The organism is Acidiluteibacter sp. (assembly GCF_055129545.1).
In genome coordinates this window covers 43,869-59,923 of sequence record NZ_JBSRUB010000006.1, presented here as the reverse complement: position 1 = coordinate 59,923, position 16,055 = coordinate 43,869, and the positions used below count along the sequence as shown (strand labels likewise).

Genomic DNA, 16,055 nt, shown 5'->3' with positions numbered 1-16,055 from the left:
ATTATGCTTCTACTTCTATATTTCTAACTTTTACTTGGTAGTAAATGTTAGGTTCTGTACCAACTTCTTCGATTACTCTATATGAACGGTCACTATCTGCGATTTTTCTAACCAACGTTCCTTGATCATTTAAATCTCCAAAAGTAATCGCGTCTGTAGGACAAGCAGATGCACAAGCAGTCTGAATTTCTCCATCCATTACTTTTCTACTGTCTTTTTTAGCAGTTAATTTTCCTTCTTGAATTCGTTGAACACACATGCTACATTTCTCCATAACCCCTCTTGCTCTCACTGTAACATCAGGATTCAGCACCATACGACCTAAGTCATCTTGTGATGGATTAATATTGGCAAAATCACTGTTACCCATGTAATTAAACCAGTTAAAACGACGCACTTTATAAGGACAGTTGTTTGCACAGTATCTAGTACCAATACATCTGTTATAAGTCATTTGATTCAATCCTTCGTTACTATGTGTTGTAGCAACTACAGGACAAACAGTCTCACAAGGAGCATGGTTACAGTGCTGACACATCATCGGTTGGTGAACAACTTTAGGATTGTCCTCAGCAATTTCCATCAAACCATAACTTCTATCATCTTCTGATTTCTGCTCTTCTTCACTACTAAAGTATCTGTCAATTCGCATCCAATGCATCTCTCTAGATCTTCTTACTTCGTCTTTACCTACAACTGGTACGTTGTTTTCAGAGTTACAAGAAGTCACACATGATCCACATCCAATACATGAATTCATGTCAATTGTCATTCCCCATCGGTGTCCAACATCTTCAACTGGATGTTTCGCCCAAAGCGATGCATCTGTTGTTTTAATTGGTCCATCATGAGTGGCTAACATATGAGCAGGATTGTAATCGTCTTTCTCTCCATTTTTAAAGGCTCCGAAAGTTGTTTCTCTAACTATCGAATCTCGACCCATAATCGTTTGGTGAGTCTGGGTTGTAGCAATTTGATGACTTCCAGCTGCCATTTCAAATGATACGTCAGTAGAATAGTTAGCCATTGTTCCAGCCATTAAGCCAATTGCAGGATATGCATTAAAACCAACGATTTGATTTTCTTTTCCAATTGTTCTTCCGTATCCAACAGCTACCCCTAAAGTTCCTCTGGCTTGCCCTGGCTGTGAAACCACTGGCACTCCTTCGAAGGTTACTCCATTAATTGTAATGTTTGCTACATTGGCATCTTTCTGCTCGCCGTATGCAGTTGCATAACCTAATTCGCGTGCATCAGATGGATTCATCGTAATGTAGTTGTCCCAAGTAATTTTAGAAACTGGATCTGGCAACTCTTGCAACCAAGGGTTATGAGCATTTGCTCCAAAACCGATCCCAACTTTTTCATAAAATTCTATTTCCCAATCCGCCTTACTAACTTTTGAAATAGCAGAAGCAGCAGCATTTAAATCTCCTACAAATGCAGTTGCAGTTGAAGGGTTTAGATCGTGCTTAAATACACCATCGCTAACTACAGTGTTCCAGAAGTCATTAAAGTTTAAGCTAATTACTTGTTGTGGATATGCTTTCGCTTCCCAAGTTTTTCTCATGTAACCATAAAAATCACCTTCTTCACCCATCCAACTCAATAATGAGTCTTGCATTTGTCTGGTGTCGAATAATTTTGAAATAACAGGCTGAGATATTGAATAATGTCCATAAACAGGATTATGGTCATTCCATGATTCTAGGTAATGGTTATCAGGAGCTACAAAATTACATGCTTCTGAAGTGGCATCTGGACGAGTAGCAAATGATACTCTAATTTTAACTTTTGCTAATCCTTCTGCAAAGTTTAATGCTGCAGGCATTGAATATACAGGATCTACTCCTGCTATAAAGATCGCATCAACTGAACCAGAATTTAAATCTTTCGCCAATTTAACTACAGCAGCATCATCTCCTTGTCTGTAAAATGATGGATTGTCTAAATCTAAAGTATTCCCGTAGTTTCCTAAAAGGTTGTTAATCCCATTTGCGATTAATTGATCGTTCACGTTATTAGAACCAGAAATAACTAAAGAATTTCCTTTTGCGGCAACAAGCGCAGATGCAGCCATTGCCACATTTTCGTCAGCTGATGTAGTTGATGATCCCAAAGAGTTTCCACCTAATTTAGCTGCAATTTGGTTGTATAATGAAACCAACACTTTCCCATGCTCAGATGGTTTGATTGGTGTTCTATAATCAGCATTCGTACCAGTCATTGAGAAACTAGACTCAAATTGGAAATGCTTAGACATCCAAGCATTCTCTGGCTTTCTATTTATTGCATATTCTTTTGCAATTTGTATTGGAGAGATCCAGTTTCCTAAGAAATCAGCTCCAACTGAAACGATCACTTTTGCTTTATCAAAATGATACGTAGGAATTACATTCTTACCGAAAGCTAAACCATTCGCTTCCGTCATTCCACTTAATGAAACTGCATCATAAGTAATGTGCTCAATAGTGGTAGCAGGAAACTTAGCTTTAAATTCTTCAATCAAATATTTAGTAGAAGGACTTAAAAGAGTGTTAGTCAAAATTCTGACTTGACCAGCTTTTCCTTCAATGCCCTTCAATGAATTCTTCAACGTACTATCAAAAGAACTCCAAGAAATTTTCTCCCCGTCAATCATTGGGTTCTTAATTCTTGTACTATCATACAATGAAAGCACAGATGAATTAACACGTGCGTTAACTCCTCCTTTAGTTACTTCTGAAAGCTTATTCCCTTCGATTTTAATAGGACGCCCCTCTCTTGTTTTAACCAAGATACTCGCGTAATCATTCCCATCTGAGAAAGTAGAAGCATACCAGTTTGCAATACCTGGAGTTATACTATCCGGCTTCACTACATATGGCAATGCGTAGTTTACTGGAGTTTCACAAGCTGCTAAAGATGCAGCTGTAACACCAAATCCTAAATATTTCAAGAAATCTCTTCTAGATGTAGAAGAGTTTTCTAAAGTTTCTTTATCACCTAAAAACTCCTCAGTCGGCAAATACTCTTGAAACTCGTTGTTTTTAGCTGTTGAAAAATCTGCAGAGTTGTTCAACTCTTCAGTTCCTTTCCAATATTTTTTAGTCTTATCCATAGATATCAATTGAAACTTTGTGGAATCGTTAATCTTATTTTAGTAGTGACACTTGGCACATTCAATACCGCCAAGCTCATCCACATTTATAACACCGTTCTCTAAATATTTTGCTTTTAAATCCTCAGGCAAACGCTTATGAATTTCATCATAATACCCATTACCTTCAGTCTGTACTTTCGTCTCTTTGTGGCAAGTAATACACCACCCCATTGTTAATGGAGCAAACTGCTTAGCCACAGTATACTCTTCAGCAACAGGCCCATGACATTTTTGACATGCGATTTGACCTACAGTTACGTGTTGTGAGTGATTGAAATAAACGTGATCAGGTAAATTGTGAACCTTTATCCATTTGATAGGAGAGGTATTTTCACCGTATGTTTTAGTTACTGGATCAAAATCCAATGCTTTGTAAATTTTTGCAATTTCTTCTGTTCCGTATTGCGCCCCTTTATTAATATAGGTATGGCAATTCATACATAAATTTGCAGAAGGTATCCCTGCAGACTTACTATTTCTAGCCCCACTATGACAATAGTTACAATCAATCTTATTCTGACCTGCGTGAACCATGTGAGAGAACTTAATTGGCTGCTCTGGCTGATAATTGGTGTAAACTCCAACATTTAATGCAGCATCCCATCCGGCCTTAGCTACCAACACAATAAGACCTAATACCAACAATACAACAAACTTTCTATTCTTAGCACCCCAGTCTAACAAGGCAGACCACATATCTTTTTCATCACCTGCTGTATCCTTATCAACGACGGTTGCTAAAGAATAATTTACTTTTCTTAAGATTCCAATAACTATTAGAAGCACAACAATAGCACCGATAAAAATCAAATACGGGCTTGTTGTCTCAGCCGGCGCAGCAGCTACTCCATCTGCAGAAACACCTGCAACACCAGCCGCTGGTGCAGCAGCGGCCGCAGCAGCACTTTCATTCACGTATGTAAATATTGCTTGAATTTCATCGTCTGTAACAGGCTGATTTGGCATTATAACCTTATTGAATTTCTCATAAACAGCGATGGCTTGCGCATCACCTGATTTGATTAATTCTTGAGAATTCTTAACCCATTTAAGTATCCAAGACATCTCATATTTCTCAGTAACCCCCTTCAATCCAGGACCAACCAGCTGTTCGCCGCTAGCGTAGTGACAAGAAGCACAATAAGATTTGAAAAGTTTTTCACCATCTTGAGCCTTAGAAATAGTTGCAGAAAGGGTCAACACTGCAAATAACAAACCGTACAACGTGTTTTTGATAGACCTTTGTGGAAATGCGTTCATATTTAAAGTATTACGTTTGTGTCGCAGAAATAAATGAATATTATATGCTGTTACGTGGCGCAAATTTATAAGAAACATCGCTTTTACCTTACTATTTGTGGTGAAATTACCAGATGGAGTCTTAATTTATAATGATTCTAAATAACTGTTAATTCTTGCAAAATTTACAATATTTTAGTTACTACAAGTATAGAATCAACATAGAATTTCAAGTAAAATCTATTTCTTTGGCATGAATTTTATAGGTTTGCACAAAATTTAGATATGAAAAAGATAGGTCTCTTATTAAGTACGGTTTTTACTGTAATGAGTTTAAATGCTCAAATCAACACTAATCAAGCTCCGTCGCAACTGAAGTTAGAATCTTCCACTGCTGTCAACCTATCAAAAAAACCTAGTCCTATTGCAGTTGATTCTGGAAAAATTGAAATTCACGAAGATGTTAACATTGGGGTATTGGTTCAAAAATACAACAACACCAAAAAGGATATCGGTTACAGAGTACAAATACATTCAGGATTAGCGCGCATTGAAGCCATTAATGCACAAAGTAATTTTCTAAAGATATACCCTGACGTTCCAACCTATCTAATCTATCAACAGCCTAACTTCAAAATTAGAGTTGGTGATTTTGAAAACAGGATTGAGGTAATAAGATTTCATGACGAAATGATGGACGCTTTTCCAGGTTCTTTTGTCATCAAGGATGATATTATTGCAAACTTTTAATTGATTGCAATCACCTTAAATTCAGTTCTTCTGTTTTGCGATCGGCCTTCTTCTGTGTCGTTTGAAGCAACTGGCTCGTTGGCACCAAACCCTTTATAACTCAATCTTGCTGCCGCAATTCCATTGTCTATCAAATACTGATAAACTTCTTTCGCTCGATTATTAGACAATTCTTGATTCAACGCAACAGAGCCAACATTATCTGTATGTCCACCAATCTCGATTTTTATAGCGCTGTTTTTTTCCAAAAACTCAACTAGTTTCTTCAATTCAGATTTGGACTCTCCCAAAAGGTTAAACTTACCAGTAGCATAGAAGATGTTCTTCAAAACAACTTTTTCGCCAACTTTGATTCGCTTCAATTCAATATTCTTAGTGTATGGCTTGTCATCTTTATTCTCCTTTAAAGTGAAATTTTCAGAGTGAAATAAATAGCCAGGCTTTGAAACATTCAATGCATAATTCCTAGATAAAGGCAAGGCAACTAAAAACTTACCATTCTCTGCATCTGAAAGTGAAGAAACTACCAATGCCTCATTTTCTAGGTTATATAACTCAAATTTACTTCCTAATGGCTGTCTAGTTTCTGCATCAATTACTTTTCCAGCTAAGTAGGAAACCGCTTGCGGCTGAATATTTTTAGGCAATTCAAATTCATACAAATCCAACCCTCCAAAACCACCTTCTCGATCTGAAGCAAAATAAGCCTTCTTTCCATCAGGAGAAATAAGAATCGAATTTTCATTTTTAAACGTATTTATCGGATAGCCAATATTAACAGGTAATCCCCACTCTCCATTTTCAGTTCTACGAGTAATGTAGATATCCAATCCACCCATACCTGGATGGCCATTTGAAGCAAAATATAGTGTTTGTCCATCAGGATGAATAAAAACTGATTCTTCGTTCTTCTGCGTATTGATATAATCAGGAAGTCGCGTTGGCTTTTTCCAGTACCCTTCATCATCCAATTCAGATAAAAATATATCACTGTGCGTATTGCCGTTCTTTTCCTTTACTCGTCTGATATAATACAGCGTTTTGCCATCTGCACTAAACGATGGTTGTGTTTCCCAAGTTTTAGAATTGATGTCGGTTCCTAAATTCATTGGCTTGTTCCAACTGTTCCCCACACGTTGACTAAAAAATAAATCACAACTGCCCAATCCTTTTCGGCCACCACCATATTCGCCATACAACTCACAAGCAGTAAAAATTAGCAATTGCCCATCAGCAGATAATGAAGGAGCACCCTCATTATTTTCGGTATTAATTGGACTTCCAAGCGTTTTTGCTGTCATCCATTTCCCATTAACCGACTCACTGATGTAAAAATCTTCATTGTACTTTACAGGTGAACTAGGAGCTGGCAACTGCCTTGTAAATAACATTGTAGCACCATCGACAGTTAAGCTTGGAAAATATTCTGGATACTTGGAATTCACTCCTTCACCCAAATTAATTGGATTAAAAGGGACTGGATTCTTTATGGCTTCCATGGCGAAATTTAATCCGTCAATTTTAGCAAATGCATCATTTCGCATTTTTGGATCGGCAACCGGCGCTTTCAGAAACTGCTGAAAATATTTTTCTGCTTCTACATATTCCCCATTTTCTAATTCTAATTGCCCCACAAAGTATAGCGTGCTTGCAGCAAAACTTGGATTAATTCGAACTGCGTTCTTGAAACTTTTTAAAGCCTCCTCATTGTTTTTACTATCAATAAAAACATACCCTTTTAAAGTATAGGCTTCTACAAAATTTGGTTCTCTTTCAATGGCCTCATTCAACTTTTCTATGGCCTCTGGCAACTGATAATTTTGATAAAATGCTTTCGCCTCCTCAAAAAGCTTAATGGCTTTCTTATCTGTATTGGAGTATGCTGAACTTTGAGCGTTAATTACTTGGCAAGAAACCATAATTAGACACACAAATAGAAAACTAATTTTTTGAAGCTTCATATATATTTTATTTAAGGAACGTCAATGTATTTATGGGATTGCACTGAAATAGCCCACTCTGGATTATTCTTAACATACTCTACAATTAAGGGCATCATACTATCGGATTTACTCCATTCCACTTGCAAGTACAATTTACAATCCGAATTCACTTTAGCTCGATGTTGCTCTGCCCATTTGAAATCATCTTTATTAAAAATGATTACTTTCAATTCGTGTGCCAATTGGTAAAACTCCTCTTGTGGTGGCTTATTTTTCTTTGGGGAAAGACAAATCCAGTCCCATTGGCCAGTCAATGGAAAAGCCCCAGAAGTCTCCATAGCCAAATACTTGTTCAAGGATTTGAGCTGTTTTGTTAATGGATTTAAATTGTAAGTTACCGGCTCTCCACCAGTAATCACCACTAAATCAGACTTTCCTTCTAAAGTAAGATTGCCGATTTCCGCAACATCCATCAGCGGATGATCTGTAGCTTCCCAGCTATCTTTTACATCACACCAATGGCATCCAACGGTACATCCACCCAAACGGACAAAATAAGCCGCTTTACCAGATTGGTAACCTTCACCTTGAATGGTATAGAAATACTCCATTACTGGCAGTTTCTCTCCTTTCTCTACTAAGTCTTTTTGTTGTAGTCGATTCATAAATTAAAATGAGACATCAAAGAAACAAAAAAAAGGTAGCCCTAGCTATCTTTTCTTTTTAATGTTATGCGGGGTGGGAGAGAAAGATTTGAACGGTTTTTAAAAAAGGCTTGGTGTCGAATAAATACTTTAATGAGTAACTTAATTCACAACAAAATAACTTAAAAAATAAGAGAGACTTGTTATAGGAAACTTTTGAGTTGCACTTTTATATTGTAATAGCAGATGTGGTTTCGTATTATACTAATCCAATCTTGTAACCTTATAATACATTTTCTTTTCTCGAACTTGAATAAATCCTTCACTCTTGAGTTGGCCTAACAAAAGCTCCAATTTATTGCCAATCAAACAATGATACTTTCCTTTTCTAAACTCAGTCATTATTCCTATCAGTCGAAAATCTGCGATATACTTACCATCGATTTCGTCCAAAATAACTAACCATAACCCACAACCACTAATTCCATGCACATCAGTGTTTATTTTATGAGCATAACCTGTTCTAATGTCGGTTCCTTTCCCCATAAAGTCGAAAATGTAACAAGAGTCCTTATTGAATCCATAATACTCGTAAACCTTCTCTTTACTTGGTCGGACAAAGTAAGATGATGTTCCCGTTTTAAGTTTATCTTCTTCTAATTTTTTATTTTTTTCAGGAAAACCGATTACACAATATTGACTTGCATCTAAAAGTTTATTGTGAACTCTAAGCTTCGAAAGAGGTATGAATTTATACCCTTGCTTAAGTTCCTTTACAATTCTTTCATCCAATAATACATAAGCTAAATCTATTGTACTATCAACAGTAAGGTCTGTTTCTTGTACTTCTCCAACAATAGAAACAAATCCCGAGCGAATACGAAAATAAAGCTGATTCGTATCTAACATCCCTTCTATAACATGAGATGCCGTAAACAGAAAAAACCGACAACTTATTTGAACAAAAACTCCTGATCCATAAGGGAGCATCTTTCCCTTGTCAGAATGCTTAAAAATTTGACAAGTACAAGGGTTGAATTCCTCCTCAATTAATTTGGCAAAAACCTGATCTATTTCAGATGATATTGATTTTTTCTTATTCATTAATTAAAAGACTTATAGATCTTATCAATTGTGCCCTGTGCAAGGACAGTTTTGCAATCATTATTATAAATAAACAGTAATTCTCTCGATAGTCTTTCATTCATCATTTTATTACTATAAAAGTTGCCCTCTTCCTTTGCGAAAATATCTTTTACCTTATTTCCAAGAGAGGTGTACAGTGTAATTCCTAATAGGTTTTTCAAACCTTTCATCCTTTGTTGAAACGATTCAATTATTTCTATTGGATTAGAGGTCATGAGGTAAAGTGGTTCAACATGAATATAAAGCATACCATTCTTATCAGATGGAATCTGATCTGCTTTTCTTTTAATTTTATTATTTGCTATTCTATGAGTATCGATATATTGAAATGACAAACCTGTTATCTCTAATTTGTTGTCATTATTATCTTTAGCCCATAATTCTAATTCTTTTATATTAGACTGATTCGTCATAGCAATCTGAATATTCCCATCTGAGAACTTTACTAAACTCTCCTTTTCAATAGCTTCCCTTTTCAAGTCGATAATAACCCCTTGCAACTCTAATAAATCATTATCACTTATATCCTTTATAACTTTACAGGAATAAGGAATTCTAGGAGGCACATCAAAACAGTTACGCCAAAGGAAATTTTGAATCATGCGTTTATTTAATCTCTTCATATCCTCATTCATTGTTGTGACCTCAACATAAAATGAATCATCATTTATTGGGTTTATAATTTCTAAATCAGGCATTCTAAAAGGAGGTCTCTCTTCCAAGAAGTTTACATTGAAACCTGCTTCAATGAAATAACTTGATATATCAAAAAAATGTCTCCCTTCTCTCCAACAAGCCTTATTGGGAATTAATTTTTCCTTGATTAGGTATGATAAATTGCTGCCACTATCTTTAATCCTTTTTAGCTTATTTGCGAATTCAATTATTTCTTCTTTGAAGCCTGTAATTCTTTGCTCAATAGGATTCGAACCTCTTGTGTTTTTGAAAAAAGAAGCACCTAGTTCTTTTTCTAAAAATTGTAAGCTTTCAATTAAGCTAACTCTTTCCTCCTCAGAAATATCGATTCTTCGTTGAGCATACTCTAAATGTTTTGACCAAAGTTTTCTGTCTGCTGCTGTTTTAAAAACATCAAAGCGAATGGTGGCTAAATCATCTTCCAATTTTCTATCTCTCATTCTATCAACCCATCAATTTCAAAACTTTCCCAATTGAAATGCTCCTTTTCTGTGTACTTCATCGCATCTTTTATTTGCCTCAGACTCACGCCATGTAATAAGGGAGAAGAATTAGTGTCGCTAACAATTACATAACTCAATTCCGTGTTTTCTTTTACAGCTGCATCCAAAAACTGTTGGCTCTTTTTAGAAATTTTATTCCAACCCCACAACTGAATAGATTTCTTTCCTTGTGTGTAAGTCTTCAATTTACTTTTCAAGTCAGTTATCAATTGAGAAAGATCACTGTTATCAAGCGTTACTTTGCATTCAATCAGTATTACTTCATCTGCATTCTCTAAAACAATATCTTTTTCCCCTTTACCATTTCTACTGTCCGCATTTAAATTGATGTTAAACCCTTTATAATCGGTTGATTTAGTAAAAACGTAATAGGCAAACAACTCTAAGAGGTAAGCCCTAGCATCAGGCAAAACAACATTAATTAGATCATCTTCTTTCTTGCGATCATAATCCTTTCTTACCAAAACATAATCCTCTGTATATTTTTTAAATTCTTCCAAAGGAATGACTAACTCTCTAACATCTAACCTATCTGCTTTTTCATATTTAGAAATCTGCTTTTCAATGTAAACGTATTCGTTGGCTTTGTAATCTGAACAAGCATTTTGAAAAAGATTCCATTCACTGTGATAGTGAAGAGTTACAGACTTTGTATCTTCAACAACTCCATAACTAAAATCATGTTGACCTTCTTTATTTTTTAATGGATGAATGAATCGAACGACAATAACTTTTGCAAATTCACTTTTGTCGGGGTCGTGCAACGCCACTGTACCTGATAGAGCAATAAGAAAAGAAGTAGACGGTTCATATCTTGAACCTTCTCCTCTGTTATCAACTCTTAAATTAAACCAATAAAGTGTCTCGCTAATTTTCTCATTCCAACTCAGTTTTTTTACTATCTGACCTTTTGTCATTGGCTTCAATAAGCTTGAAAAAACCTTCCCTTTGTTATATTTTTCTTTGTTAAAGAAAATATAATCTTCTGTTCTATAAGGAAGAATCCCATACTCCTCGCCTAAAGGATCTGTAATTTCATCTTTTATCCAATAGAAATAACTTTCCAAACTGCTTTGTTCCGTTAGTTCAAATTTATTATTACTAAATATGTCGCTGAGTGTTTTTCGCTCTTTTTTGTATTTATAGTCCGCCCAAGAATCGACTAAATGGATACTCTTTAATGCTGTCTTATTTACTTTTTCTTGACCAATAGTTTGAGTCCATAAAAATTGAATAGTAAAAGCATAACCTTCTAAGAACGTCAGATATTGCTTACGTCTAACCACTTTCGTTGTTATGCAGTTGGTAGAATTGGCATAAGGACCAATACCTCCAAACTGATTTAAAAAAGTATGGAGGTAGTCAATTTGGAGGAATTGCAATGCCTTTTCTTTACTATGTTTCCATTGCTCTGTGGTGAAAAGATGTTCATTAAATAGTGAAAAGAACGGTTCAGAAACTTGTTCCTCAAAAGCTAATAATTTTCGTTCCAAGGCGTCAAAAGTTTCAGCTTTAAAGATTGCCTTTACCAAGGGCTTTATGCTCTTTAAAACCCTTAGTTTTTCACAATCTTCATACTTACCATCACTCTTTCCAATAATGTCTATCGGTATATTATGAGCTGTAGAACAATCGAATAGAAAATCACTTTCTAGGTTGAAATCAGTATCAGTTTCAATTTCATCAATTATATTATTAATACAACTGTATATTACAAACCAATAGCCTTTATATAGCTCGCTAGCATCTTTGTTAGGGTGGCTTTCTTTAAGCCATTGGTGGAATTGCCCTGTTTTCCTTAATAATTTAAGGATGTTAAAAGCAGAATACATTTGACGAATTGAAAAAGACATATTATAAATGTTTGAAATTATTGAACCTCTATATATCCAAGAGGTCTCTTCTTAATTCCTCCTCCTCATTCTTGTTGAGAAAAATCTCAACTCTTGGTTTTCCCAAAGCTTCTATTTTTATTGCCTCAGGATAGAAAAGAACTAGATCAAAATTGAAATAATCTTTGGTTGAATTGTATTTTATTCCTTTATAACCATGATATTTTGCACAGTCCATTATATACCTTGTCAGATAATAATCGGGTCTCCAATACTCATTGTTTCGATCTGATCTACCTATTGTGTCATGTACTTTTAATGATAAAAGTAGAGCAGATGTTGAAGGGGTTAAATAACTCCAATCAAAAGAGAGGTCAAGTATATCTTCTATTTTTTCTGAGATATTAAATTGTTGATACCATACAAGTACAGGTTTTTCATCAGAAACAACTTCTCGTATTGCAGTTTCTTTGTCATTAGCTAAATATAAATGACTTTGACCTGCATGATTAAATCGACCTTCTTGCGATTTCCCAATTGGTGGATTATACATTTTTGGACTTAGTAACACTTCAGAATTTTCAACTTTCCTAGCCCTAAAGAAATTACCATCAATTGTAATGGTTGGCAGTTTCTTGTCATTGATTTCTCGTTTAATTCTCTTACCAAATTTATCTGTGTAAGCTAACAAAGGATAAGACTCTAGCAACTCTTCAAACTTTTTAACATCACTACCGTATAAAGCAGTCACTTTATCCATATGAGAATCAACTTCTTTGTCAAATTTGGTTTTAACTCCTACATCTACACCAAATTCAAAATCTGAAAATCCACAATATGGACACCATAAATGCTCTATGACGTTATCCCAGTATTTTTCAGGCACTTCTACTTCATAAAGTAAATCTTCTAATTCTCTTCTCTCTCCATGAATCCAAACCACTTCCCCTTCATCATAAGGTTGGCAATAAAGACAATTCTCAATGAGAGATTGAACTTTCCTTCTATAACTTTCTTCCATTTTGTTAAGTTCGGGTGCTGAAAATTGATCCATGTAATATTTTGTGCTAGTAATTATTTCAAAGGTTAACTCTAACCTTATTTGTTTTGCTCGTATTTCTTCATATAGTAAAATACTATCTCTTCCAACATTAGCTTCGTTTTATCTGAATTAGAGGAAGATTTTGAACGATAATTTTTTAAAACTTTTTTTATGTTAGCATTTTTTATTTTATAGCCTTTCAATTTTAATAAGACACGAGCCATATCATTAAAATATATATCCAACGATAAATCATTTCTATTATTCTTTGGAATACTCAAGTGAGAAATAATTGCTAGATCGCAATTGTTAGATGCTTCAAGGTATTTCTTTATTCCACTTGTATACCAAAATTTACGATGATAGAAGGTAGCTACAAATTGTGTGTCATTAATAGAATTGGAAACTATGTAGTCTTCTGTTTCTTCTATAACTTTCTTTGCAGCTGAAAAGTCTTTACTTACCAGATAAGTTTGACTTAGATTATTAAGTGAATTAACTGCTAATCGTTTAGGGTCATCTTTTAATCTCTTTAAAACAGGAATGGCTTTATTAAAAAACTTAACCGCATTATGTATGTCATCATTCTTAGCGAAAGATAAGCCTAGGTTATTATGCATAATAGCTAAGTTTCCATCATTTTGAGCTAAATATTTTTCTGCTCTTTCGACTAAAGACAACCATTTAGTATGTAACTCTTTAGGCTCTTTTAACCAATTGTATGAATTAATTAGAGCCAATTCTAACAGCAAAAGAGGTTGGTAGATGCTATACCTATCTTTTTCTTTAACAGAGTTTAAAATGGACTCTGCATATTTTAAATACCTAAAAGATTTTTCAGGTTCAACCAATGCATTTTCATCAATACGACGCAATAACCAATTTATATGGAACATATTTCCTATAAATGGGCTTATGTGCTCTTTTTCATTATAAATAATAATTTCTTGAACGAGCTTGTGCAGTTTAATTTTTCTTCCATCTCTTTCAATCCAACCTTTACTATGCAGTGAGTTAGTCCAATTAGTGTAGGTTTTTAAATTTTCTTCATAATACACCATGCCTCCAATCATAGCAAGATCATCAATATCAACAAATTCCGACGGAAGCAATGCTAAAAATGAAAGATATAGCCGTTCATTTACCTCTAACCCATTTAGATTAAATTTATCTTTCAGATAGGATAATAAAGTAATTGGTGCACTTTCTTCTAAAATGTCTAACTCAATTTCTAAGTTAGCATCATCGAGTTCTTGATTTAACAATGATTTGAGAAGAGATTCAAGTGTAACATCGTAGCTATTTTCGATCGTTTTCGCACAAAGTTTTATTACAAGTGGATTGTAATTAACAAATTGCAAGAATTTTTCTAACTGTTCTTTTTTGCTATCTTCACTACAATTATCATTGAAAATTTTCTTAGCGATATTGTTGTCGATTTGAGGTAGCTTGTAGTTGTTCAGTCCTGATATTATTTGTCTTGTAGAAATTAAAATTTTCCAATTTCTTAATGAAACTACTTTCTGAAGTGTTCGTTTTTCTTTTTCATAATTATCAATAACTATTAAGTTTTTACCTTGTAGCTTACAGAGTTCATTTAGCACCCTATCTATTGTTATTGGAGCATCTAATTTGATTTTTAAGTTTTCTAGTAAAAGCTTGTTGAGCAATATAGAATCATCCAAGTTAAATGATGCATCTATCCAAATCAAGTGGTCAAAATCATCGTAATACTTGTTAATATAACTTTGTATTAAAAATGTTTTACCAAAGCCACCTACTCCGTTAATTGAAACGTGGTTCTTTTTTGCCAACTTTTCTTGTAAAACTTCTATCATTTCAGAAAGTCCATGACCAAAATCAGCTGTCATACTTGGAATTAGTGTTAATTCTTTTGGAGGATTAAACGCACTACTAATCTTATGTTCGACATTCTGAACCCTATTTTCTAATCCAAACTGATTTTCTTCTATTAAGTCCAACCTCCCCTCAATTTCATCAAACTTTATATTGAAGATATTTATCAACCTATTATCAATTTGAGAATTGAGCCTTTCTTCTGTTTCATTTAAGATTTCATTAATCTTTTCATTTTTCAAAACACGTTTTTCTTTCAATGGTAATTGAGAGCAGCGAAACACCTCACTTAATAAAACACTCTTGATTAGATATGGAGGTTTTGAACCAAATTTACTGTTTAATAATAGATTGTCGATATCTTCAGTAACCTTATCAACTGCAGCTGTGGGATCAAGGTCTAGAAACTCCCATTTTATTGATCTTACAAAATCATTAATTTTTGAACTATCAATTTCTCCTTTAACTAAATCAGCTGTTTCCTTAATTTCTTTCCTTTCTTCTTCAGTAATACTATTATGGCTAAGTCTTTTATTCTTTTTAGACTTAACTATTTCAATTAATGTTTTTTGAATTGATTGTTTTACCTTATTAAATAACTCAACTTCGTTTAAGTCAGGATTCGCTATCCAAGCTTTTAACAGCTTCTCATTTTGGGCTAAAGATGTATTAGTAGTAAAAAAGAAACTCGGAAGGTTTCTAACACTATTTTCCAAGTAAAGCATATAAAAATGAAACAGAGATTTTTTGACCTCAGGTGAGGTCAACCTAAAGTTTTTAGAATAGCATTTAACTTGTGTAAAGATTAATTCGCTTCCAACTTCTTTTATGTCATCATCTACCTCACAATAGGTTGCAGTAACCTTTCCATCTACAAAGTTTGCAATCCATTTTTTTAAAGTCAGTAAGTATTGGTAATAAAACCCTCTATTAACAGCTTCTGCATCTGTATTAGATTTAAACAATTCTATGTTTACCTTTCTATTCAAGTCTTTATAATAATTATATTTGAGGTGCATTCGACACTCTTTTCAACTTCTCTAACTCTCCAATAGAAAGATTAGATAACAGAACTGTCGCCATTTCAACTCCTTCACTTATGATTCAAAGATAAAGTCTGTAATTAGTATTACAAACATTTAACTCGAATTAATTCAATTTGATTCGGATAACTTATTTACAATGGACATTCCATTTATCAAACGGTAGTTTTTGAGCACAATCGAGTCTAAAAAAGAGTTTAAATCTGAATTCTAACATG

General features: G+C 34.2%; 10 protein-coding genes. 1 reads left to right on the top strand and 9 read right to left on the bottom strand.

Features of this window, described 5'->3' with window-relative positions; all coding sequences use genetic code 11:
* Position 1: 1 nt before the first annotated feature.
* Positions 2–3,100, bottom strand: coding sequence for a TAT-variant-translocated molybdopterin oxidoreductase (locus ACTB0X_RS02215; protein WP_463023347.1), 3,099 nt, complete (start codon positions 3,098–3,100; stop codon positions 2–4).
* Positions 3,101–3,139: 39 nt separating this feature from the next.
* Positions 3,140–4,402, bottom strand: coding sequence for a c-type cytochrome (locus tag ACTB0X_RS02210; RefSeq protein ID WP_463023346.1), 1,263 nt, complete (start codon positions 4,400–4,402; stop codon positions 3,140–3,142).
* A gap of 264 nt (positions 4,403–4,666) precedes the next feature.
* On the opposite strand from ACTB0X_RS02210, the gene ACTB0X_RS02205 reads away from it, so the two are divergent.
* Positions 4,667–5,131, top strand: a complete 465-nt coding sequence (locus ACTB0X_RS02205) for a hypothetical protein (RefSeq protein ID WP_463023345.1) — start codon at positions 4,667–4,669, stop codon at positions 5,129–5,131.
* Here the strand turns inward: ACTB0X_RS02205 and ACTB0X_RS02200 are convergent.
* The 7 genes from ACTB0X_RS02200 to ACTB0X_RS02170 form a co-directional block, all read right to left on the bottom strand.
* Positions 5,128–7,092, bottom strand: coding sequence for an OmpA family protein (locus ACTB0X_RS02200; RefSeq protein ID WP_463023344.1), 1,965 nt, complete (start codon positions 7,090–7,092; stop codon positions 5,128–5,130). The two genes, ACTB0X_RS02205 and ACTB0X_RS02200, sit on opposite strands and share 4 nt — an antisense overlap.
* A gap of 11 nt (positions 7,093–7,103) precedes the next feature.
* Entirely contained in the window at positions 7,104–7,739 is a 636-nt protein-coding gene (locus ACTB0X_RS02195) for a 7-carboxy-7-deazaguanine synthase QueE (RefSeq protein ID WP_463023343.1), read from the bottom strand.
* A 243-nt stretch (positions 7,740–7,982) separates the two neighbouring features.
* Entirely contained in the window at positions 7,983–8,822 is an 840-nt protein-coding gene (locus tag ACTB0X_RS02190) for a hypothetical protein (RefSeq protein ID WP_463023342.1), read from the bottom strand.
* Positions 8,822–10,000 carry a hypothetical protein gene (locus ACTB0X_RS02185; protein WP_463023341.1) on the bottom strand — a complete coding sequence of 393 codons (1,179 nt, stop codon included), beginning with the start codon at positions 9,998–10,000 and terminating at the stop codon, positions 8,822–8,824. The genes ACTB0X_RS02190 and ACTB0X_RS02185 overlap by 1 nt, the downstream gene beginning before the upstream one ends.
* Positions 9,997–11,916: a hypothetical protein gene (locus tag ACTB0X_RS02180; protein WP_463023340.1), complete on the bottom strand. Its 1,920-nt coding sequence runs from the start codon at positions 11,914–11,916 to the stop codon at positions 9,997–9,999. The genes ACTB0X_RS02185 and ACTB0X_RS02180 overlap by 4 nt, the downstream gene beginning before the upstream one ends.
* A gap of 28 nt (positions 11,917–11,944) precedes the next feature.
* A complete protein-coding gene (locus ACTB0X_RS02175) occupies positions 11,945–12,916 on the bottom strand; it encodes an RES family NAD+ phosphorylase (protein ID WP_463023339.1) in 972 nt (323 codons plus the stop codon).
* Between the two features lie 77 nt (positions 12,917–12,993).
* Positions 12,994–15,813, bottom strand: a complete 2,820-nt coding sequence (locus ACTB0X_RS02170; RefSeq protein WP_463023338.1) for a tetratricopeptide repeat protein — start codon at positions 15,811–15,813, stop codon at positions 12,994–12,996.
* Positions 15,814–16,055 lie beyond the last annotated feature (242 nt).

What these genes read in the sequence shown, in the direction of transcription:
- ACTB0X_RS02215 (WP_463023347.1), bottom strand. Translation starts at nt 3,100, where the DNA reads ATGGATAAGACTAAAAAATATTGGAAAGGAACTGAAGAGTTGAACAAC.
- ACTB0X_RS02210 (WP_463023346.1), bottom strand. Translation starts at nt 4,402, where the DNA reads ATGAACGCATTTCCACAAAGGTCTATCAAAAACACGTTGTACGGTTTG.
- ACTB0X_RS02205 (WP_463023345.1), top strand. Translation starts at nt 4,667, where the DNA reads ATGAAAAAGATAGGTCTCTTATTAAGTACGGTTTTTACTGTAATGAGT.
- ACTB0X_RS02200 (WP_463023344.1), bottom strand. Translation starts at nt 7,092, where the DNA reads ATGAAGCTTCAAAAAATTAGTTTTCTATTTGTGTGTCTAATTATGGTT.
- ACTB0X_RS02195 (WP_463023343.1), bottom strand. Translation starts at nt 7,739, where the DNA reads ATGAATCGACTACAACAAAAAGACTTAGTAGAGAAAGGAGAGAAACTG.
- ACTB0X_RS02190 (WP_463023342.1), bottom strand. Translation starts at nt 8,822, where the DNA reads ATGAATAAGAAAAAATCAATATCATCTGAAATAGATCAGGTTTTTGCC.
- ACTB0X_RS02185 (WP_463023341.1), bottom strand. Translation starts at nt 10,000, where the DNA reads ATGAGAGATAGAAAATTGGAAGATGATTTAGCCACCATTCGCTTTGAT.
- ACTB0X_RS02180 (WP_463023340.1), bottom strand. Translation starts at nt 11,916, where the DNA reads ATGTCTTTTTCAATTCGTCAAATGTATTCTGCTTTTAACATCCTTAAA.
- ACTB0X_RS02175 (WP_463023339.1), bottom strand. Translation starts at nt 12,916, where the DNA reads ATGGAAGAAAGTTATAGAAGGAAAGTTCAATCTCTCATTGAGAATTGT.
- ACTB0X_RS02170 (WP_463023338.1), bottom strand. Translation starts at nt 15,813, where the DNA reads ATGCACCTCAAATATAATTATTATAAAGACTTGAATAGAAAGGTAAAC.